19 protein-coding genes are annotated in these 21,993 nt (G+C 39.0%); all 19 read right to left on the reverse strand.

Going from position 1 to position 21,993, the window contains the following annotated elements; genetic code table 11:
* Nucleotides 1-24: 24 nt before the first annotated feature.
* Nucleotides 25-576 (reverse strand): hypothetical protein, encoded by a 552-nt coding sequence (locus tag H7844_10225; protein MEO5357659.1) that lies wholly within the window; start codon nt 574-576, stop codon nt 25-27.
* A gap of 130 nt (nt 577-706) precedes the next feature.
* Nucleotides 707-1,507 (reverse strand): fructose 1,6-bisphosphatase, encoded by an 801-nt coding sequence (locus H7844_10230; GenBank protein MEO5357660.1) that lies wholly within the window; start codon nt 1,505-1,507, stop codon nt 707-709.
* A gap of 15 nt (nt 1,508-1,522) precedes the next feature.
* Nucleotides 1,523-1,927 carry a hypothetical protein gene (locus H7844_10235; protein ID MEO5357661.1) on the reverse strand — a complete coding sequence of 135 codons (405 nt, stop codon included), beginning with the start codon at nt 1,925-1,927 and terminating at the stop codon, nt 1,523-1,525.
* 27 nt (nt 1,928-1,954) lie between these two features.
* A complete protein-coding gene (locus tag H7844_10240) occupies nt 1,955-2,452 on the reverse strand; it encodes a YajQ family cyclic di-GMP-binding protein (GenBank protein ID MEO5357662.1) in 498 nt (165 codons plus the stop codon).
* Nucleotides 2,453-2,507: 55 nt separating this feature from the next.
* Nucleotides 2,508-4,217, reverse strand: a complete 1,710-nt coding sequence (locus tag H7844_10245) for a tetratricopeptide repeat protein (protein MEO5357663.1) — start codon at nt 4,215-4,217, stop codon at nt 2,508-2,510.
* Between the two features lie 19 nt (nt 4,218-4,236).
* Complete coding sequence (locus tag H7844_10250; GenBank protein ID MEO5357664.1) at nt 4,237-5,904, reverse strand: hypothetical protein; 1,668 nt, start codon at nt 5,902-5,904, stop codon at nt 4,237-4,239.
* A gap of 126 nt (nt 5,905-6,030) precedes the next feature.
* The gene (locus tag H7844_10255; GenBank protein MEO5357665.1) at nt 6,031-6,954 is read right to left on the reverse strand and encodes an ATP-binding cassette domain-containing protein; all 924 of its coding nucleotides are present in this window, start codon (nt 6,952-6,954) and stop codon (nt 6,031-6,033) included.
* Nucleotides 6,955-7,084: 130 nt separating this feature from the next.
* Nucleotides 7,085-8,680 carry an NTP transferase domain-containing protein gene (locus H7844_10260; protein MEO5357666.1) on the reverse strand — a complete coding sequence of 532 codons (1,596 nt, stop codon included), beginning with the start codon at nt 8,678-8,680 and terminating at the stop codon, nt 7,085-7,087.
* 423 nt (nt 8,681-9,103) lie between these two features.
* On the reverse strand, nt 9,104-10,174 hold the full coding sequence (locus tag H7844_10265) for a class II aldolase/adducin family protein (protein ID MEO5357667.1): 1,071 nt from the start codon (nt 10,172-10,174) through the stop codon (nt 9,104-9,106).
* Complete coding sequence (locus H7844_10270) at nt 10,164-10,853, reverse strand: HAD family hydrolase (GenBank protein ID MEO5357668.1); 690 nt, start codon at nt 10,851-10,853, stop codon at nt 10,164-10,166. Before H7844_10270 ends, H7844_10265 begins: the two co-directional genes overlap by 11 nt.
* Complete coding sequence (locus H7844_10275) at nt 10,853-12,919, reverse strand: hypothetical protein (GenBank protein MEO5357669.1); 2,067 nt, start codon at nt 12,917-12,919, stop codon at nt 10,853-10,855. The genes H7844_10270 and H7844_10275 overlap by 1 nt, the downstream gene beginning before the upstream one ends.
* The gene (locus H7844_10280) at nt 12,919-13,473 is read right to left on the reverse strand and encodes a hypothetical protein (GenBank protein ID MEO5357670.1); all 555 of its coding nucleotides are present in this window, start codon (nt 13,471-13,473) and stop codon (nt 12,919-12,921) included. The genes H7844_10275 and H7844_10280 overlap by 1 nt, the downstream gene beginning before the upstream one ends.
* A gap of 66 nt (nt 13,474-13,539) precedes the next feature.
* Nucleotides 13,540-14,238: a glycosyltransferase family 2 protein gene (locus H7844_10285; protein MEO5357671.1), complete on the reverse strand. Its 699-nt coding sequence runs from the start codon at nt 14,236-14,238 to the stop codon at nt 13,540-13,542.
* Nucleotides 14,239-14,246: 8 nt separating this feature from the next.
* On the reverse strand, nt 14,247-15,548 hold the full coding sequence (locus H7844_10290; protein ID MEO5357672.1) for a hypothetical protein: 1,302 nt from the start codon (nt 15,546-15,548) through the stop codon (nt 14,247-14,249).
* Between the two features lie 390 nt (nt 15,549-15,938).
* Entirely contained in the window at nt 15,939-18,131 is a 2,193-nt protein-coding gene (locus tag H7844_10295; GenBank protein MEO5357673.1) for a glycosyltransferase family 39 protein, read from the reverse strand.
* Nucleotides 18,132-18,173: 42 nt separating this feature from the next.
* Entirely contained in the window at nt 18,174-19,193 is a 1,020-nt protein-coding gene (locus H7844_10300; protein ID MEO5357674.1) for a radical SAM protein, read from the reverse strand.
* A 50-nt stretch (nt 19,194-19,243) separates the two neighbouring features.
* Nucleotides 19,244-20,221: a glycosyltransferase family 2 protein gene (locus tag H7844_10305; protein MEO5357675.1), complete on the reverse strand. Its 978-nt coding sequence runs from the start codon at nt 20,219-20,221 to the stop codon at nt 19,244-19,246.
* A gap of 10 nt (nt 20,222-20,231) precedes the next feature.
* Nucleotides 20,232-20,936: a class I SAM-dependent methyltransferase gene (locus H7844_10310; GenBank protein ID MEO5357676.1), complete on the reverse strand. Its 705-nt coding sequence runs from the start codon at nt 20,934-20,936 to the stop codon at nt 20,232-20,234.
* Nucleotides 20,917-21,990: a hypothetical protein gene (locus H7844_10315; GenBank protein ID MEO5357677.1), complete on the reverse strand. Its 1,074-nt coding sequence runs from the start codon at nt 21,988-21,990 to the stop codon at nt 20,917-20,919. The genes H7844_10310 and H7844_10315 overlap by 20 nt, the downstream gene beginning before the upstream one ends.
* Nucleotides 21,991-21,993 lie beyond the last annotated feature (3 nt).

The raw sequence follows: 21,993 nt of genomic DNA on the forward strand, positions 1-21,993 counted from the left end.
CCATTATTGTTTTTTTCTTATTTATTAGCCACTTATAGCCACTTCACGCCATTTTTTACGCTGAACTTCCGTTACAAAATAATCATTTCTGGTTTTTACCGGCAATGTAGATAATTTCTCTACTATTTTGGATATTGTGACATCCATATTCTCTGATTTGCATAAAAGCGCCAATACTACATCTTCAGGTTTTTCACTTTGTAATAAGTCAGAGCAGTTTATGTCCCGAATATCTATTATCTCATATGAATATGTCCCTATTTTATTTTCCATATTATGAGGTTTATTGCCTACATATAAAACAATTTGTCTCGGCAATTTCCTATATTGACTGAAAATGAGAGCCGAATAAAGATACATCCGCATTAACATCGTGCCATCTGATGCGCTTTGAATCTCTATATGTAAGATGCTGCTATCGGGTAACTCAATAATTAAATCAGGAAACCGGTACTGAATATTCACAAGTGCAATGTCAAGAAACTTCCCTGTATCAAACCCTGTTAAAATTTTAAGTAATTCAACCGGTATGTCTTTCAATAATTTCTTTAGTGTCAAGTCATAGTGTTGGTGCATTTTGCCTCTTTATATTATTGATTATACTTAGGCTAACATAAAAGTCGGGATTATTTCTATCAGAGTAAAGACTAATTCCATGTTTCAAGGGAGGGGAATCTCGGCCTTTAAAATAACATCGCTATAAGTTTTAAACCACTCCAAGGGCTTTAAGTGCTTTTTTATGGATAATCTCATTAGCGCAGGCAAGGATTGTGTTTGATCTTTTAAGCCCGATTTCTATATTATCGATGGATTCATTTCTTATATCGGTCACAATCCCTCCAGCCTCTTTAACAAGCAAGTATCCGGCGCCATAGTCAAATGTCCTCGAAAGAGATGGAGTTACAAATACGCTGGCCGCCCCCATCGAAAGATAGGCCAGATTTAACGCCGTAGCACCAAAACACCTCGTTCTGTAGCACAAAGAAAACAGCGGTAATAATTGTACAAGGTCTTTGCCCGGGTTTTGAGACTCATATAATACAGCCGCTATGTTATCTCCGGGGTGGGTCGCCACTCTTTTGCCGTTAAGAAAACATCCCTGCCCCTTAAGCGCCCAAAACTCATCACCGCTTATGAGATTTACCACGTAACCCATCAATACATCCCCCACCCTGTCGCCGTCAACCACGGCAATTGAAGTACAAAACATGGGAAGGCCCGTCACCGCATTTTTACTTCCATCTATAGGGTCAATCAAAACCCGTAAGCCGCCCCCGCTGCCCTCTCCGATTTCCTTTCTGCCGATTTCCTCTGAGATTACCGTAAAGGGCCCTCCCAAACTCTCAAGATGTGATATAATAATCTCCTCCGCTCTTGCATCCATCCTAAAGGTCTTATCTCCGCCTGCCCCCACTTTAAGCACATCCTCAGAGCCCTCTGCAAACCTGTACTCAGGTACCATCTCCAGAAGCGCCTTTCCTATATATCTAAGTTCTTGTATTTCCATTATAGAGAAAACTCTTTACCAAATTTCAAACGAATAAATGCTTGTTACCGCTTCCATCGCCTTTTTCATGTAATCCATGCTCTCCTTTGAAAGCCCCGCATATGTCTTTTTCATTTCAAGAGAGAACTTTTCCCATGCAGCTAAATCAATTTTCCCGTTTGAGCTCTTCATATATTCAATCACTTTGGCATTTATCTCAGCAGCTTTACCTTCCAACCCATTTGTGTTTAACAGAGATTTTTGAAAAGCTATCACCGCATCCGCCACCGATGTTGAATACTCCTTAAGGTCTCTGGAAAGTAAAAACCCCTTTTTCTCCATCTCGAGAAATAAATCAAGATAGGTGGCGTCAAGCCATCCTCTTGAAAATTTTTCTGCAAAAGACACTGTCATATCAATTAAATCATTGAATTTCCCCATTTTAGACACACCTCCTTAATTTATTGCTTATCTGTAGTTTCCAACCTCTATGAATATTCCAAAGTCATGTGCCTTAATAGCCGCTATTACAGCCTGAAGGTCATCCTTTTTCTTACTCCTTACCCTGACCGTGTCCCCTGCAATCTCTGCGCTGACCTTGAGTTTCATATCCTTAACTAACTTTACCATTTCTTTGGCCTTTTCAACTGGAATTCCCTGCTGAAAACTTGCAACCTGCCGTGCACTGCCCCCTGAGGCCTGTTCCACCTTGCCATAACTTATGGCTTTCAGCGCAACATTGCGCTTTACAAGTTTTGACTCCAGAATATCCTTTACACTGGTAAGCCTATACTCATCATCTGAGGCAATCGTTATTGCCTGCTTACCCTTATCAAGCTCAATTGTACTTTTACTGCCCTTAAAGTCAAAGCGCTGGGATATTTCTTTTAAAGCCTGATTAATAGCGTTTGACACCTCCTGCATGTCCACCTTACACCCCACGTCGAAGGAATACTCATCAGCCATTTGCCTTACCTCCACTCATTGCATGTTTATATTGTTAAAAAAAACCTGCCTGCCCTCAGGGTGTTACCCTCTTCTTGAGGGCTAACTCAAGATTCATCTGCGCCGGTTTAAAGTCAGGCTCAATAGACAGAGCCTTTTTAAATGCCTCTATGGCTTCATTGAATGAGTTTTCATCATCAGAGGCATTCAAAACCGCAACACCGTAGCCGTTATAGGCAAGTGCATTTTTTGGGTTTAACTCTATTGCTCTCTTGTAGGCTTTTGCCGCATCTTTAATATTCCCTACGGTAAAGAGCACGTTGCCGATATTTACATAGGCCTCAAAAAAATCAGGATTAATGGCAATAGCCCTGTTTAAATGTACCTTGCTTTCTTCAAACCTGCCGGCCTGCGCTAATGAGGCGCCAAGGCTGTTGTGGGCTATGAAATTATCCTTTGTTACTTTCACGGCATGGTCAAAGAGCGTTATCGTGTTTTTCCAGTGTCCGGTTTGCACGTATGAAAGAACCGACAAGATTAATACAATGAGCACGGATAAAAAGTAAACGGTATATTTCTTAATCTTGTTTTCAAAAAAACTTTCAGGGACTACCATCACGGCAATAATAAAAATTCCGATATACGGCACGTATGTATATCTGTCGGCCATAGCCTGCGGGCCGACCTGTATAAGGCCGATAACCGGAAGCAGTGTTATAACAAACCAGAACCAGCCGGTAAAAACAAAAGGTTTCGGCTTAAATGACTTGTAACCAAACACTGTAAAAATCGCAAAAACAGAAATAAGCAAAAGCACCACAAAGGACAACACAGCTCTTACAGCAGAGAGATTAAATGAAAACGGATATATTGCAGCAAGGTTAACCGGTACAAAGGCCATGTATATGTAGCTCATGTAAGATATCAGGGCATTTTTGATGCGAACCCACACAGATATCATTTCAACCGGTGCAACAGTACCAACCGCCCTCTGTGCAATAAAAGTAAACACGGAGGTTGCAACTGAGAAAGCCAAAAGAGGAATTTTCTCTGAAATCAAACGCAACACATTATTTTTATTGAGCCTTCCAAAAGGCCATACGTCCAGCAACAGCAGAATAACTGGGAGTGTAATAGCCATGGGTTTTGACATTAAGGAACATACAAAAGTAAATAACACTATAAAATACCACTTAAACGACAGCGTCTTGACATAGTAACAATAGGCATATATCGACAAAAACCAGAAAAAAGCATACAGGACATCCTTTCTCTCAGACACCCATGCCACCGACTCCACATGGGCCGGATGAACAGCAAACAGGGCGGCGATTATTGCTGCCTTGTTGCGCATTCCGGTAATTTTCTCAAAAGAAAAAAACACCAATATTGTATTTATCACGTGGAATGTTAAATTGGTGACATGATGTCCACCCGGGTTCATACCGTAAATAGTACAATCCAAAAGGTGTGATACCCAGGTAAGGGGTTGCCAATAATCTGAGGCGGATGTGTAAAACGCCCACTTCAACGTTTCCAGTGACAGGCCTTTTTGTACAAAAGCGTTTTCTGTTATATATTTGGTATCATCGAAATTGACAAAATCAAAGTTCCTGCTCTGAAAGAAAACAAGAAAAGACAAAGTGGCCACAAAAAAAGCTATTATGTCGGATGAGTTAAAGATATTCAACCATCGGTACTCTTCAGTCCTGTTCTTTTCAGCAGGCATCCCCTGCCTGCCGACGGGTGCAGTGTGTTTTTTCTTATTATCTTCTTTTACTTTCATAAAGCCATGACCCCCTCGATTATAACTGAGGTTTTAGAACTAAAAAATTATAGTTTACCGGTAAATCAGGCACATTGAAGCGGTATTGCCCTGCTATTGCATAATTATCAAAAACTGTAGCGTTTCGTATATACCACGGCGTGATATAGAGATGATTAGAGCCCCTGTCATCAGCAAACGTAAGTATAAGTACGTCAAAGAACTTATTTTTTATTTTAGTATCAATATCATTTTCAAAACTTTCATGCAAGGCTCTAAAATCTTTTGGGAAAAAATATTTCAATACCTTGTTTTTAGGTGTTACTTTATTAAAATAGTTGTTAACGCCGGAATCATACACTCCTTTACCCATGTTGAAAACAACAAAGTTAAATTCTTTTGATACAAGTATATTTTTGCTTGTTTTAACATATCCGTTAATAGTGCTCCAAAATTGCTCTACAACTTCCCGCCTAAATCTCTTAGACGGGTCATCCATAATAAATGAATACGGCGTTATTATTTTTGAATACATGGACAGAGAATAAACGCTGTAGGCACTAACGGCCGACATGAGCATTAAAATTACCGGTGTCCTGATAAAACTAAGTTTTATATTAAGCGTATAAATAAGAAAAAACGGCAGAAACAACTGCATGTAATATGTCATCCATGCCCCTGTAGTGCAACCTAATTTTAATTCCAACAGACACAGAGACACAAAAGCTGCATATGAAAAAATACTTGTTTTACTATAAAAAAGTGGTTTGTCTGCATTTAATAAATTAATGTTTTCAAAAAACGACCTAATTTGTTTAACAACCGCTTGATAGTTGGCAGAAAGCGCAAAATACAGCGATATTGACAAATACAGAAACAGACCGATATTACACAAAATAAAGTAAACAGATTGCTTTATCATCATATCAACTTGAAATACATTGGTATTGTACTGCATAATCAACGTATCATAAAAATAGGCTTCATAGAATTCATTTACAATCACTGCAGATACAACGAAACAAGTTATAAATGTAACAAGATATTTTATGCCTGTTTTTTTGGATAAAAACAAGAAAATATAGGATATTACAATTAGTACTCCAATAACGAAATATCCCTTGGTATAAAAAGCAAGCAAACCCAGTATGATACTTGCGATAACACTGTTTTTGGAATAGTTTAAACGCCATGGAACAGCAATGCTTAATAAATACAGAAAAGTTCCAAGGCTGTCAGGCCGTGTAAGAGGCGTACAAAGAAATAACAGGGAAACATATTGTATAACCGCAGCACCATAAATAAATATGAGTTTATATTTCAAGCTATACATAATTGCAGCAGTCAGCATCACAGACAGAACAATAAAGATACCGGCTGTCATCCTGTGTGATAAAATAAATATTCCACTGAGGCCTGGATACATAAAACTTAATATCTTATGAACCGGCAATGTCATATAGTTATACACAATACCATAACAATTGAGATACATCGGGTGATTTACAAAATCATATGGGTTTTTGCCTTTGAGCAGCAAATCGGTAGATAAGACCATTTCTAATTCCGCAACATCCACCTGATGAGGATAATAAATAAGAGAAACGTGATAATTTGCCGTCTTGATGAACACAAACGAATAGAACACGATTAGAAAAACAAACACTATCTTTATCAGATTAGACTTATTATCTTCAACCGTTATCATGATTTAATATTGTCCTGACATTCACAGATACAAGGTAAAAGACTCTATCACAATTTTCTTACAAATGTCAAACTCCGTGCAGTTACATGGTCTCTGTGAGTGCCGATAAAAATCCGGTATTGTATATTATTGCTCATCGTTTAATTTTCTACCGGTTATCTTTAAAAACAGGTCCTCAAGGTTAGAGTTTCTGATAAAGTACCTGCCTACAGTGATATGTTCAGAGGCCGCCTCAAGAGCTTTCAGGTCATTGCTGTAGAGGTTTATCACTTCACGGGAGGCATCCATCCTGTAAGGCGTCCCGCAGAGTATGCTCTCAACCTCTTTAATAACACCGGTGTCATGAACTTCCATGACATATTTTTCAATGCTCCCCTCAAGAAGTTCTTTTGGGTTTCCCTCAAGCATTTTCCGTCCACTGTGCATAATTATCAGGTTGTCGCTAATCTGAAACGCCTCTTCCATGTAGTGGGTTGTCAGCACAATGGTAATGTTTCTTCTTTTCATCTGCCGGAGCTTATCCCATATCAAATGTCGTACCTGCGGGTCAAGCCCTGTGGTGGGTTCATCTAAAATCAAAAGACAAGGGTTATTAATCAAAGCACGTGCAATCATAAGGCGTCTTTTCATACCTCCTGAAAGCTCACGTATCCGTGATTTACCCTTTTCGGAAAGTTCCATGAGCTCAAGCAGCTCATCAATCCGCCGCCGTGCCGCCTTCCGCCGGATACCATAAAAGCCGGCAAATATAAGCAGATTTTCCACCACGTTCATCTCAACGTCCAGATTGTCATCCTGAGGAACCACACCGCAGAGATACTTTATCTGCAGGGGATTAGTGCGGGGGTCAAAGCCGAAAACCTTTAGTACAGTGTCAGGGCAGTCATCACAGCCTGCTTTACCGTAAATCATTTTCATCATAGTGGTCTTACCGGCTCCGTTAGGCCCAAGCAGGGCAAAACAGATTGACTCATCCACGTCAAAACTTAACCCGTCAACCGCCTTAAGCTTGCCGAAACTCTTGTGCACATTCCTTACGCTTATCACCATGACAGACTTAGATTACTATATAACGGCTGGGTTTGGCAAAAGTATATCTTCTTATTACCAAGTTGCATTCATTCGATTAACTTTGTTGGCTTTGTCAAAAGCTCCTTGACGTCTCCCCTAAAGCCTATGTTTACTTCCGGCTGCAGCTTGGTATTAACGCATGTTTCACACTGTGAAATCCTGTTTTAACAAAAAAATCGTACCAATATAAGAATGTTTTTAAATCATCAGGAGTACCCCAACAGATATAGTCGCTGACTTCAAAAACCTTTACTTTAAGCCCCTTTGCCAATAATTCATTTATGCAGCTGTCAACATAAAATTCATTATTGACTCTCTTGTTGCCCTTATACAAACTAACCAGCGAATCAAGAAAATATGCTGCTTTCCTGAAATAAAAGGTGCCCACCACGGCATGGTCATTAAAGGGATCATTTGATATCGCCCTTTTTTCAGATACCTCAAGGACGTTTCCGTCGTTATCCGCCACTATCCAGCTATACATATGCGGGTTTCTTTTACTTGACGGATGATGCCTGAAACTCCAGACAATGGCATCAACCGTGGGGTCGTCAATGAGTTTTTTATATTTTTCAGAATCCCATAACATCCCGTTGTCGCAAGCTCCAACCAGAAGAGGCAGCTGGAGCGGCTCTCCGCTAAGGCCGATTTCACACGTGCAGGCTTGTCCCTCCGTCACCTTATCAACGCTTACAACTTTGGCCCCAGGGTAATATTTTTCAATGGTTTCAGCAAGCGGAAAATTCGAAAGATGGCCGGCAAGGCACACAAAAATGTATTTCTCAGCCGGCGGTAAACTCATTGCAGCGGCAATCACCATCGGTGTTCCCTCTATGTCAATTAACGGTTTAGGGTCACGGTAGCCCTCATTTACAAAGCGGATTCCCTTGCCGGCAAGCGGTATCAGGTTTATACTTTCCCCCACGGGCTCTATAGCGGCGCAGGGGCATTGGAGATTGCCAAAATAGTTCAGCCACCGTGTAAACTCCAGTAAATCCTCCGGTGTTCCCCACTGAAGCATGTGTTTTATCTCATATATATATATGCTGTGGGCGGAGGCTTTCAGCAGATTATAAACCATGCTTACGTAGTACTCGCCCTTTACGTTTATATCCTGTGCAATCAGCGCTTTAAAGTATTGCTTTAAGAGTTTGCCGTTCTTAAAATAATATGTGCCGTCTGAGGCAAACTCATCCATTCGGTTGGATGTAAATGGTTTTTTTTCCTGAATTTCCATCATCCAACGGTTTTCATCTCTTATAAAAGCATAATTGGTGCTGCCCAGCATGTGCGGATGAAACCCCCTGTATGCGCATATTGCACCAGATGCGCCGTTTGTACGCACTGTTTCAAGAAAATCGGCATAATCCCAGGTTTTAGAAAAGTCGCAATAATTAACAATTACCTCATCATCGTCATCTACTGAGTCCATCATGCAGAACACGGAATATACCGGCCCTTTTTTATGAGGTGGAATCTCCACTATCTTACCCTGCGGACAGATTCGCTTAATTACTGCTCTCATATCGGTTTCTTTTAAATGTACACTGTTACAAATAAAAGTAAAATTACTCTCTCCGGGGAAAAGCTCTACTACATGCTCAATCATTGGTTTGCCAGCTATTTCTATCAGAGGCTTAACCACCTTGTACCCAAAGTCCATGAACCTCTCACCTGTCCCTGCCATCGGTATTATTATTTGCATTTTCTTACCTCTGCTTATTTAATATAAAAACTGAATTGTAACATTTTATACCAAGCTGCAGCCCGGGATAAATGTTTACTTCTGAGTGCAGCTTGGTATTATTGTTTCTTATCAGATGACTAATACCAAGTAGCCGTCAAAAAAGTAATATAATGATAAAAAGAAAAGACTGGATTGCCGCTCGTAGGCGGCAATGACAGAGGGGGCAATGGTCTGTTTTCTTTTTTTGTCATTCCCGTGAAAACGGGAATCCAGTTTTAATTAGTAACATTAAACACAACAGATATTTTGTTATTTACATCTATGAACGTAACTCGGTATAAACCTGACAAAGCATTGAAAAAAAGGGGTCAAGGGGGCCTCGCTCCCTTGCGGATAGGGTATAAGGGAAAGGCGGCGCCTTTCCCTTACTTATTTATTTACTTACTTATTCTGTCTGTACTTCTCGGCTTCCCAGTTTAAGATATAACCGATTTCAGCCGTATCGAGATAGTTAATGTTCTCAGAGGCGGCGTTGTGGGCAAAAACGTGCAGCTTCAGGACTTCCTCCATCTCTTTTGTCTTTTTTACACTGGGGGCGGTAAAGAAAATATTGTCGCCGCATATTACCACCCTCGGAATTTCACCATATATGTGATAGTGATTCTCTATTGATTTATGGTCGTCAAAATCGCTAATCTCAGCCGCTACCGCCCCGCAAAAGACCACCATGTCGGGGAAAAACGGCTTCTTAAAAAACACACCCCTGTTTTGGGCTAATGCGCTGTTTAGACCAATGTCCTCGGACAGAGAGCTTATGAAGTAATCCCCGTTTAGTTTGTTTATTAAGGCTGAGAGTTTAGTCGTCAGTTTGTATCTACTATAGTTTACTGAAAAATAGCTTTCGAGTTTTTCCAGTACCGTCTCAGTCAGTGTCTCTATTTCCCCGTATATGTCCGATGTTACAATGAGACCGTGGTTTTGCAGGAAAATAATCTTTTTATGTTGCCCCTTTAGCGCATTTTTCATCTTTACGGCAAGCCCCGCCCCGGGTGTTTCATATGTTACAAACCCTGCATCAGGAAACAAACCGGATAGTAACTCAGCCCAGTTGCCTTTGCAAAGGGCGGCATTAACAACAACCGGATGCGTGTGCAGTGTGTATTTCTGAGTAAGGGCGTGAAGCAGTGTTTCAATTGACGGTCTCTCCCCCTGCGATTGCGTTATTAATCCATTGAGCATTATTGAGATTTTTACATCACGCTCAGACTTATCGCATTTAAAAAAACCGGCTTCAAGCAGCTCAAACACATCAAGAGCCTTATGGGTTTCCAACGTCACGTAGCCGGTGTTTTTTTGCACTTCCGAGAGATGCCTCCCCGAGGCTTTTATAAGAAGTTGCCCGCTGCTAAGTTTAACTGAGGAATTCCCGCCGTTGCCTTGAATTAAATCAAACCGTTCACCGGCATACCTGGACATCCTGACAAAACGCTCTATGTCCTCATCATCTGGCAAAATACTTCGATACCTCCAGTTCGTCAAACGACTCAAACACCACCACCCTTTGAGGGGTTCCCTCAGGGGGTCTTTTAAATAGCCAAAACGGCTGTATATCCATATTCAGTGCCCCCACTATGTCCCTCTCATAACTGTCCCCTATCATGCACACCTCCTGTGCCGTCATCCCAAGCTTTCTCAGTGCCAGGTGGAATATGTACGGATGGGGCTTTTCCACTCCGGCCTCTTCACTGGTTACTATGTAATCTATGTATTTTGTAAGGCCGGCTTTGTTCATTTTTCTGTACTGTATCTCCGCAGTTAAATCTGTCACTAAACAAATACGAAAACGGTCTCTTACGCTGTCAAGGAAATCAAAAACCTCATATGATATTTCCATAAAGTCAAGATACAAACTCCAGTACCGCTCATAGACGTCAAGGGCATAAGCCGGGGCGTTTAATTTTAATATCTCAAGCATTCTCTGAAAATACAGCAGCCTGTTGTGGGATGCCGCCGTGCCGGAGAGCTCCATGTGTATCTCCTTACGTGCCCTTTCATAAGAGGCGGTTACCAAATTATACTCCACTGAATACGTTTTGCTTACATAAACATACACTTGTAGTAACGCTGATATGTGAACGCTTTCATAGCCATACAAAGTATTGTCAAAGTCCAACAATATGCCTTTAAACATTAAAACTCCTCTGTTGAAATTTCCCTCTTCTTCACGCTCAGAAGAAACAGGATTATTAACTGTACAAACCCCCTGTAGCCATTGAGCCACGTTGCATTAACAGGTATTATTTCCTTTAGGTTAGGTATGTATGTAAAGGCGATTTTTTTAATCAGTTGCCCTGAGGGTTCATCTTTTAAGATTACATACTGAGTGTTCAAATCGTCTGAATAATCCCAAAGGAGATTTATATTTTCTATCTCTAATTCTCTTATAAGATTCTCTATGTGAACGTTGGAAGTTAGTGTGACCTTAAGCATCAGGCTCAGATTGCCGCTGTGGGTTCCAACCAGAAAATCCTCCTCGGTAAAGTAGGAAATAGTAATGTCTGCATAGCCCTTCTGAGGATGAATGTATCTGACTGAGTCCTGAGTTCTTTTTTCTATTTGTTCTAATATAGTTTCACAAGAGTAGCTTCTGTGCTGAGTGTCACGGAGGATTTTCCAATGTTGCCTTAACTTTTCATCTGTATCAAGGTAGATTTTAAGGTCTATTATTTTTCTTGCAATGGGTAAGTAAAAAGTGTGAAGTCCCGACAGTACAATGTATTTCTGTGGTCTTATCAATTGTGTTTCAGTGAAGGTGCCTGTCATATGGTCATATTCGCATCTGTAAACAGGTTTATTGTTTTTTAGATCAATGATGTTTTGAACCTGTCTGTGAAGATAGTTGGCTTTTGGGTTTAGGTGGGTAAAGTACTGCCAGTTGATATTGTCTCTGGTCCATTTATGGTCGGCATCTCCCTCAACCTGAAGAAGTTGTTCACACAGCAGATGCTTTAAATCCTCAAGGAGAGTTGTTTTTCCCGCTGCACTGTCCCCGCCTATTCCTATAACTAAATTAAGGTCCTTTTTGTAGATTTCATTGCTCTCTATTCCAAACTTATATAAATAATAAATCAGGGCTACCAATATGGCTTCAAACGCTGTATAAGAAATATCCTTCAGTTTATCTATGTGTATTTTTAAGTTTAAAATCTTATTCAAAAATACCAGATCATTATAATCGCCTTTGTGAAAAAATAAAACATAAATCAAATACGTAGTATTGAAACTCAAATATAAATAAAGAACCTTGGCGTGCCGAGAAATGTTTTCTATAAAAAAAATACTCAGAAACGGAATGACCCAAACAATCCACGATACCGTCGGATAAACCAAAAGAATAGTCAAAGTGAATATTATTCCTGAAAAAGTGTAAAGTAAATCGCTGTTGATTTTTGAGTAACCCCAAAATCTGCCATACAAAACCAAAATTGCAAAAATCGGGAGATATATCTTTAAGTCTCCATTTCTCAGGTATAGATCAAAGAGCGACATCTGCTTTGGGTTTTTTATAACCATATAGTAATAACCTTCTGTAAAAAGGTAAGGAAAAGAAAAAAACAAATAAACAACAGCAGGCATCAGCGCTAAGATAGCCGTGTCTTTAAATCTGTGATTTTTTGAAACGTAAATAATTATCAGCGGGAGCGTTACTACAATACTAAACTTAATGCTGATTGCACATCCAAACAAGATTGCACATCGCAACAGCTTGTTGGCAGCCAAAAAGTACAGCGAAAGCATAAGAAACGCTATTGAAATAATATCCAGCTGAGAGTGTATGTATGCAGCATAAATTATGGCAGGGGACAGGAAGTAAAAAAAAAGCACGCCTTTTGTTTTTGCCGGTAAAATCCTCAACAAAACAAAAGTTATCGCTAAATCTGAAATCAAAACCGGCATTTTGAAAAATAAATTCTGAACAACTATGTTTATATCTGAGCCGAATATCAGCTTGTATGGCAGGTAAGCTGCAGACAATATATAAAGCATAAGAGGCGGATAGGGAAATTTATCCTGCTGTATCTTATAATAAAACTGCCACGGATTATCAAAATATGTGACAAAATGGTCAACAAAGGGCATAAACAGCACTCTCTGGTAGTCGGAGGTAAACAGCACCATGAGAATAAACTTCATGAGTAAAACAAAGAAAAAAATGCTTTTGCAGCTGTTGTCTTTTAAGTAATTTGTAATAAACACTATTTGTTCTCAGCCCATTTATCAACATTATACAGCTTTGTACAAATTGCATCAAAATAAATTTTTTCACTTTCCAGACAGGCTTTGTACTGTTGTATCTTTTCAGCCTGCTTTTGAAGTTCCGGCGATACGAGACACAAATTAAAACCGTTGTCTTTCAGAATCTTAAAATTACCGGCATTTATAGGAAGTGTGGTAAAACAGTCAACCCATACCCACTGTGCCAGGTTTTTCATGCTCATTATTGTTTCAATGGATTCATACTCGGAAAACCTCAGTGCCACCTCTTTGTGCCCCGCCCTGGTCAGTGCATATATCATTGGAAAAGAGGAGTCCAGAAAAAAATATTTCTTAATTCCATACTTTTTCAGCAAAGCAAGCACGCTGTACTCTATCCCCTCACTCTTTATATTAAGTATTATGGTACCACAGCGGTAATGTTTAAGGTACTGTTCAAAATCCTCGCCGTCTTTAAACGGGTCGTGTTGAAGGATTAGCCTGTCTCCTCTGTCCCTTAGGTCTATCTCGACTCCAAAGTCTTTCGGAACACTCATTAACTCCCCGATAGTGTTTATTCTGTGAGCTATATATTCCATAACAGTTGTTGGGCTATATCTACTTTACAGATTTCGCTTTAATTTTACGCTGAAATCAAGAGTTCGTTTTATAAATTTCAGTTTTCCCCTTAAACTTGTGTTCCAACTGGATTTACCATGTTTTCTTTTGGGAAATTGCACACTGAATCGTATAACTTTCAGATTATTCTTCCTTGCAAGGTAGAGGGCATAAAGGTCAAGGGAAAAATCATGAGGCGGGGAGTTCCAGCTCTCATAAAAATTTCTGTGAAAAATATTCGGCTGGGCGTTAATATCCCAAAGTGCCTGTCCTAAGTAGAGTGTTTCAAAGATACTCATGCCTGAAGTAAAAAAGCGGTCAAACAGTGGGCGGTTTCCTCTTAGTCCTTTCACATAGAGATTGGCTGAGCCGCCGTGTTCCTTAATTATTTGATAAGCTCGTATACAATCGTAAGGGTCAGTTTGTAAATCTGCATGACTCCAGCCTAAAAATTCGCCCCTTGCAACACTAAGCCCATTTAAAATGCCGAAACCGTAACCCTGGTTTACTTCCACGTTTGCCGTCCTCACAAAGGTGTATTTCTCTCTCAAAGTGTCAAGGACTTCTGCTGTGTTGTCAGTGGAGCCGTTATTAACTAATATTACCTCTATATCGTCTGTTTTTATCACTTCCTTAAAACGCTCAAGCATCAAAGGAATGCTGTCCTGCTCGTTATAACATGGAATAACTACAGATAATTTCATAAGTTCACCTATTCAGCCACTGGATATAACGTTTTAAAGTGTTTCATAAAGGCCTCTGTCTGACGGTCACCTGTTGCTCTCAATATCGCTTTCCTTATATCCTCTTCCGTTAAAAAATACTCAAATACAGGATTATAATGTATAGAATCATGATAATACTTGTGAGAGCTTCTTATGCATATGTATGTTTGATATACCAATATTAAAATTAAGATAACTTTAAATATGTTTTTTCTTACGATATGGCTGCAGTAAAAACCTATTAAAACAACCAAACCACTAAAACCTGACACGTACATTCTGTCTGAAACACCGGAGTAAGACATCATCCCGTTAAATAATATCAATATTAACAGGGGGAATATTTTAAGAAAAATATCCTTTGTCATATGTTTTATGATTATAATGTAAATATAAATCCACAAAGACCCTATAAGTGCAAGCCGCAAATATGTATTGATTGTTACCTCCATCTCATAATAAAAAAACGGGGTGTAGATAATTTCAAGATTCAGAATGTTCAGAATTGCAACAACAACGTTGATAAATCCGTTGAGTGCTGCGTTTGAGATACCATATTGCACTAAAGGAAACATTCCTATTTCACTTGCCGCTTTTAATCCGGAGTGCTCTACAGCAAACTTTCTTATCAACAGAAAAATAAAAAAATAAAAAATAAAAAATAAAAATGTTTTATCTGTCAGGAATTTCCTTAAATTAAAATCATACTTTAGATGCATAACCAAAAATATATAGTATGGTATAATGACTAGACCGCTTTCCTTTAAAAAAGGTGATGCTATTACCAGTAGTTTTACGACAAGTGCAGACGGGTTGTTTTTAACATATGAGATGTAAGTAATGCAGATGAAAAATAGAGACAATAGTAAGGAGGCGTTGTCTGTTAAAAAAACAAATGAGGTTACAAAGGGTTTTCCGGTTATAAGAATACCGGTTAAAAGTACAACTAATAAATTATCCTCCGGTGTTATTTCTTTCAGAAATTTAGCATATATTATAGCTATAACAAGTATATATACAAAGTTGTATAAGTATCCATACCTGAAGCCTGTAATTTCAAGAAATTGCATCAGAGGGTAATTAAAAACAATCTGTAAAGGTCTGTAAAAACCATTGCCAAGCCCCCAGGCGTTATAAAACCAGTGGTAAAAAGGAAATTTCGTATAATTATAATATAAGATAAGCTCCTCTCCCAATTTGTTGGTTATAAGAAAATAGCCGTAGGCTGACAATGCTAAACAAAGCGGTAAAAAATACATATAAAAGCGGGGATTACCTGCTGAATTCATTGCTAAACCTGAAACCTAGTTCCATCTGAGTATGAATAAAGCACCTGTAACTGCAATACACAGTTTTCTCTTTTTTTTTGCAGACTCAAACATTGGTTAATTGTCATTATAGCTGATTTTTCTACATTTTGCAAGTTAACATGAGTTAAACTCAATGAAAACCACCTTAAGTAAGAAAATTTAACTACAAAAAAAGGAAACTGTCGCCCCCTTGGGATAGGGCGACAGTTTTTTGGGGAGGAACGAGGCGCTTATGATTAACACTAACATTTGTAGCTTTTTTTGTCAAGTATTATTTTACAAAAAAATTTTACTAACACTGATTTTCATGCAGATGGTCAAGCACAATAAAAAAAATGGAAACGGGGAAGGACAGAGTCCTTCCCCTTATTAATTTACTTTTTTGTTTGTTATTGGTTCCTTTTCATTTAAATATACGCTGACTATGCCATCATCAGCCGGTATTTCTAAAATCTTGTCAGCTCTGTAGCCGCTTAATTTATTGATAAATGTGTAAACCTTATCCCACTTAAAATTTTTAACATAAGCATCCTCAAACCCATGTGATACTAAATGCACCCTGTTATTTAAATTTCCGTTTAACTCATAATATTTTAAACCATAACCAAAATGCGGAATAACCACTATTGGAATATCTTCTTGAAATGAACTCTTTATTTTAGCAGCCTCATCAAGGGAATTCTTACAGGACTTTTCATAGAATGACATAAGTTTTTTCCGCTTATCGGCGGAATCAAAAAAATTCCCCTTTATAAACAAAACACCACGAAGGCTCTGGTGTATCAACTGATACTGTGGATTTAAGGCTATGTCGTAAAACGGCACTTTCTCCCTGATATAGACGATCTCTCCGTTTTTCCCAAAAAAGTAGAAAAACGCATCGGGTCTGTTTGTAACGCTGTTTAAATTCCAGATAGTATTTTGCAACTGAGTGCCATAGACGGGAGAGACCCAAAAAACATCAGGAGCCATTGCAACATAAACACTTAATCCACGGCCATCCCCGATGGTTAAATAGTCCAGCGCCTCAAATGCCGGTGACATGACGGGTAAATCCCAATAGCCAAGGGCGTAGTATTTGGCCTCTGTTGTGGTGGTGTTATTTCTGAGGTCATTTATTGGTTTGATAATGTTGTATGTCGGAAATTTTACCATCGAAAAAAGAAAAAGTGACAACACGGACGACAGTACCGCCATTGTTTTTAAAATGTTCCGATAATACTTGTTTTCAGCCATCACCTCCAGCACCTTACCCAGAGATATAAAACATATGGCTGTAATAAAAACTGCATATCTCGGAGCCACGTTAAATGAATCATATGGTACAATCAATACGATTATCATTCCTAAAAACACTTGAAGATAAATGAACAAATGATGCTCTTTTTTCAAAAATGATTTATACAAACAATACAACCACGAGGGAAAGGCAAGCCCCCAAAAGGCAATTCCATAACCGCCGTGAAATGTGCCAAGCCCTATGTCTGAAATAAGCAAAAAATATACTTTTGCCTTTAACTGTTCAAAAATTCCAATCTTTGACGATAGCTCCGTTGCGTATATCCCGATGCCGCCTTTAAGTATCTCAAGCGGATAAAACGGATTATGGAAAACTATGAGATTTCTTATATACCAGTATGCCGTCAGGGCAAATACCGGCGCTATGTAGATAAGCAGATGCTTTTTTTTCATCTTTTGCATTATCATAACCTGAAGCCCCAGCGCCGGTATTATCATATGGTACTTCATGGAAGTTATTAACCCGACTGAGGCCCCCAGAGCAAAGGCAAGGTACGCCTTTTGATGCAAATTGTATTTAATTAAAATAACAAGAGCTGTTAGAAAAAACACGCTTGTGATAATATCTATATAATTGCAGCCCGTCTGAGCCATCGTAACGGGAACAAAAAAACACAGCAGTGCCGAAAATATTGAATTTCTTATGCCAAGATTCAGATTTCTTGCCAAGGCATATGTAACAACAATGCCGTAAAGAGCAACAATAAACTGGACGGAATCAACAAAAACCTGGTTTTTCATAAAAATCACCGGCCATAAAAAAAGCAGCTCTGCACTCATGGGGTATGCAACAAATGGGTTTAATTGCACCGCAGGCAAAAAAACTCTGTGCTTTTGTACAAATTCAAACACGGGTGGCAAATGGTAACTAAGATCATCAACCCCCCTTGGGGGCAGAAAATATACGCTAAGCAGTATCCAAACTGAAGCAATAAAAAACAAAAAAAACAGTGAGATGTTTTCAGCGTAAAAAAGCCCTTTTAAAAAAAGCCGCAAACTTATAATTTCAGTTTTCAAGTTTACCATTAAATCAGGGCCTTTAAAATATAAAACAACAGCTGAAATAAGCATATTAAGAAAACACAAGGTTGTTGGATAGAGAATATTTAACAGCCCCAATGCCAGCTCTGAAAAAATAATCTGAGAGGCAAGAAGCACTCCGCTATAGAGAATTTTTTCGCTGATTGCCGCCCTTTCCCTGCCGGTAAAGAAAAGATAAAAGGAAAGGAATGCGCATATTGTGCATGTTGCCGCCATTATCATACAAAGTAGTCTAACACAAGATGTGTTTTATTTTGCTGTGTATTAACAGGAAATGTTGTGCCTTAAAAAGCAGATATGGCAATAAAAAAAACGTGTTGAGTTAATCTCACAAGCCTTGAGTTTTATCTGTTGTAGCGGCATTATTGATTTGTTTGCCCTTCTTACTACAGCTCTTAACTCAACCATGTCGTCACTGTTAAGTATTGATTTCATGGGTGTCTTAAATACGTTGCCCATTTTATAGTTTTGCTGTGGAACGTCAATCTTTGCTCCCAGACACCACTCCTGCCAGTGGTCCTCCGAGCTGTTGAATATGAAGCAGCAGGGGTAAACGTCACCCTCGATTGAGACCCTCGGAGTGGTCCATGGTGTGAAACATTTCCGCTGCGGTAGAAGTGGTGTAGCACTGAGATGTAGTCCCTCGGAAGCAGCCCTTTGTTGAAACCGTTTAAGCTTGCCGATTGAATCCGTAACGTTAATCTGGTGTTGTTGCAGAAGGCTTTGTTCAAAGGCTATAATGTTAATAAGATTAAGACTGCCGGCGGAAACTGTTTTGCAAAGTGTTAAAAATCCGTCAAGCTCCGATATGTTATCTTTCATAATAATACTCTGTACCGTAAGTTTGATATCAGGCCTGATTTTCTTGAGATTTTGTAGATTTCGTATGAGAACATCAAGACTGGCACCGCGAATCTTCTTGTATGTATCACTGTTGGGGCTGTCAATTGAAACTACCACATTAATTACGTTTCCAAGCTTGTTGATGTTTTTTTCAGTCAGTAGGAAACCGTTTGTTACAATTGTAAAAAGTAGTTTTTTTGTCATAAGCATATCGAAAACATGAGGGTTGATGAGGGTCTCACCACGCCCAAGAATTGTCACATGTCTAAGGGCCGGCATCTGGGCGGCTATCTGAATAAACTGCCGGTGCGTCATATTAGTTTTCTCATCAGTGGAAAAATTCCGCGGGCACATGTGGCAGCTTAAATTACAGTCTCGTGTGATTTCAAGACTAAGCCCCACAGGAGATATAAACATCGGCAGCCTGTCAAATCGAGACATAACGCTTCCCACTGAGTCTATAATTGCTGATTTAGTTTTTTCGATTAATCTCATTTGTTGTTGATGAGTTTCTTTTTAACTATTTGTATGAGAGTTTTAGACATTTGGTTGATAAAAGAGTTTATAACCAACGGTTTGCTTATACGGTTTTTGTTGATTTCTCTAAAAAGATATAAAAAAGAACGTATAAAGCTGGATTTCCCGGAAATTAAATGGCTTTGACGAAATTTTTGATATAAAATCCTGTCAATCTCAAGAGCGTAAAACCTGTAAAGGTCTTTTATGCCAATGCCAACCATTTGAGAAATAGTTTTTGCAGCCTCAAGGTTATTTCTCACTATTTCCCCGATTGTGGTTTTTGAGTGAAAACGTCCCGGATTTTTGTAAATACTCCATGTAATTTGAGGATTTGTTGAAAAAAACATATAATCTCTCTTTAAAGCCGCCTCTGAGCTGAAAATATGGTCACAGGTAAAGGGGAGGGTTTCATTGAAATCAATACCACTGATATCCTCACATCTCATTAAGTTTGCCTGAAGAAATCCGTTTACAAGAAGTCCTTTGAGAATCTGTGAGCTGATAAATACCTTTGATTCCATCTTAATGTCTGAGTTAAAAAAATCATTGCCGATATGTTGAGACATCCGGTCATATTTGATTATAAATTTTGAAGCACACATGGAAATTTTATCGTCTCTGTTCAGTACTTCAACCAGGTCGTGTATGTTGTTATGTTCGTTTATTTGGTCTGTAACAAAAAGGTAATTCAGGTAAGTGCCGCGTGCCTCTGTTATACATTTTTTCCAGTTTGGCAGTCTGCCGATATTTTCCTGATTTCTCACTATTCTGATATTTGGAATAAGAGCTTTTAATTGCTCTGCAATCTCAACGGAATTATCTGTGGAGGCGTTGTCCATAACCAGTATCTCAAAAGCATCTAGAGGCAGGCGGATATTGCGGCAGGAAATTATGGTATCCGCTATATATACAGCGCCATTGAAGTTGGGTATTGCTATTGTCAATAACACAGTAGGGAGGTCACCTTAAATAACTAAAAATTCTCAGTCTGTCAACCTCTGCTTCAAAGAAAAAGTCTCTGTTTCGCTTTATCTCTTGTGTAACTTTCCATGGCCCGCCGTCATTGGCAACATACATAAAATCAGGGGCAAGGCTCTCAGATGCATTATGGAAGGCAATATAACCGCCCTTTTTTAATATCACAAGCGAATTCTCAAAGTCTCTCCTTGTAGCCTCATACGTGTGATTGCCATCTATAAAAATCATATCAAAATATGTTTGGCTTTTTTTTAACTCAGGCAGCACCAGAGCCGAATCCCCCTTTATAAGGGTAACACGGCCATTGCCGATATATTCCTTAACAGCTTCAGTTTTGAAAGTTTCGCAGACATGGGTGTTTCCATCCTCCGGGATAAAGTCCTCAAAAAAATCAACGCCGTAAAAGTTGACATCTCTGGTGTGTTCCTTCAAAAATTTAAGAGTGCCCCCTTTAAATACTCCTATCTCCAGATATAACGGATTTTTCACCTCACGCTCCACATCCAGCAGCACAGCCAAAAGAGTATAAATCTCCCGCACGGTTAAATCGGTAAAATATTTATTTTTCTGCGCAATCTGAAAATCGTGGCTGTCATTGTAGAGCTTTACCACAAAGTGGGGCAACACATATTTTATGTATCTTCTCAGGTCCACTGTTTTACCAACTTTATAAAATTGAAAATCCAAGGGAATCCTCCAGCATTTCCCTCAGATCGGATGAATCCCTTTTTATGTTAATAGCATCACAACTTTTAAAAGGATTTGTTTTGGAGTAATCGTTAATAATTATCCGTTTTGAGTGGAAAATATCAAAAATTATCTGGTGATAGCAAATCCCCTCTTTCTGCAGTTGTTTAATTGTGAGTTCCCTGTATGTTTCTTTTCTTGCCGTAGTTAATATGATTTTTACTTTGCCGGTGTTGTATAGTTTATTTATGATTCCAGCATTTTCCTTTATTGCTGAGGCGGTTCCCCATAATGGAGCAAAGTACTGGCCGGAGTTATTTATTAATACCCCGTCTAAGTCAACAAAAAGTGTGGAGTAGGTAGCCTTATAAGCGTTCCAGTCCTCAAGCGTACCCCAGTCCTCATAATCTGTTACAAACAAGGGTTCAAACACCACATTCTCTAACAGCATGTCAAATATTATGTGAGAGACATAGAGATTTTCGTAGGTCTGTAATTTATAAAAATGTTTTAAAAAATCATCCGCTGATAAAAATGAGTACCCCCCGGAACAGAAAAAAGAACTTATCACCTGTTTTTCCACAATGTTTTTAATCAGCTTATTGTCATCCAGCATTATATAGCTTTTGTTGGCCGCATTAACGGAAGCCATTTTAGTTAAATCATAAACAGCCACTGCATTTTGCGGTGCAATGTTACACCGGAATGTATTATCGGAATCTTTAATAAAAAAAGGGCCGGTTATATTGTTACTTTCTATTGCCCTTGCCACCGTCTCAGGTTGGCTCTTTGTAGGGCTGTTAAGAACCACGATTGACAGTTTTTCATCTAAACCGACGTCTCTGAAGGCTTCCCTCAAACCAGACAGGCAATTGTAGTTGTCAACATGCTCTTTTAATATGACCAGGTAAATTCCGGCAACATTGGTTAAATCTAAATCACGGATTGCTTCTGCCACCATGAGATTACCGTTTGGATGGGTCAACATCCATTTAGGCTTCATATCGGGAAATCTCGATGAACGCCCGGCAGCAGGTACAATTAAATTTACCACGAT

This window comes from Nitrospirae bacterium YQR-1, from assembly GCA_039908095.1.
Taxonomy (GTDB): Bacteria; Nitrospirota; Thermodesulfovibrionia; order Thermodesulfovibrionales; family Magnetobacteriaceae; genus Magnetomonas.

Excerpts from the sequence above, each read along its gene's own strand:
- H7844_10225 (MEO5357659.1), bottom strand. The coding sequence starts at position 576 with ATGCACCAACACTATGACTTGACACTAAAGAAATTATTGAAAGACATA.
- H7844_10230 (MEO5357660.1), bottom strand. The coding sequence starts at position 1,507 with ATGGAAATACAAGAACTTAGATATATAGGAAAGGCGCTTCTGGAGATG.
- H7844_10235 (MEO5357661.1), bottom strand. The coding sequence starts at position 1,927 with ATGGGGAAATTCAATGATTTAATTGATATGACAGTGTCTTTTGCAGAA.
- H7844_10240 (MEO5357662.1), bottom strand. The coding sequence starts at position 2,452 with ATGGCTGATGAGTATTCCTTCGACGTGGGGTGTAAGGTGGACATGCAG.
- H7844_10245 (MEO5357663.1), bottom strand. The coding sequence starts at position 4,217 with ATGAAAGTAAAAGAAGATAATAAGAAAAAACACACTGCACCCGTCGGC.
- H7844_10250 (MEO5357664.1), bottom strand. The coding sequence starts at position 5,904 with ATGATAACGGTTGAAGATAATAAGTCTAATCTGATAAAGATAGTGTTT.
- H7844_10255 (MEO5357665.1), bottom strand. The coding sequence starts at position 6,954 with ATGGTGATAAGCGTAAGGAATGTGCACAAGAGTTTCGGCAAGCTTAAG.
- H7844_10260 (MEO5357666.1), bottom strand. The coding sequence starts at position 8,680 with ATGCAAATAATAATACCGATGGCAGGGACAGGTGAGAGGTTCATGGAC.
- H7844_10270 (MEO5357668.1), bottom strand. The coding sequence starts at position 10,853 with ATGTTTAAAGGCATATTGTTGGACTTTGACAATACTTTGTATGGCTAT.
- H7844_10280 (MEO5357670.1), bottom strand. The coding sequence starts at position 13,473 with ATGAGTGTTCCGAAAGACTTTGGAGTCGAGATAGACCTAAGGGACAGA.
- H7844_10285 (MEO5357671.1), bottom strand. The coding sequence starts at position 14,238 with ATGAAATTATCTGTAGTTATTCCATGTTATAACGAGCAGGACAGCATT.
- H7844_10290 (MEO5357672.1), bottom strand. The coding sequence starts at position 15,548 with ATGAATTCAGCAGGTAATCCCCGCTTTTATATGTATTTTTTACCGCTT.
- H7844_10295 (MEO5357673.1), bottom strand. The coding sequence starts at position 18,131 with ATGATAATGGCGGCAACATGCACAATATGCGCATTCCTTTCCTTTTAT.
- H7844_10300 (MEO5357674.1), bottom strand. The coding sequence starts at position 19,193 with ATGTCTCGATTTGACAGGCTGCCGATGTTTATATCTCCTGTGGGGCTT.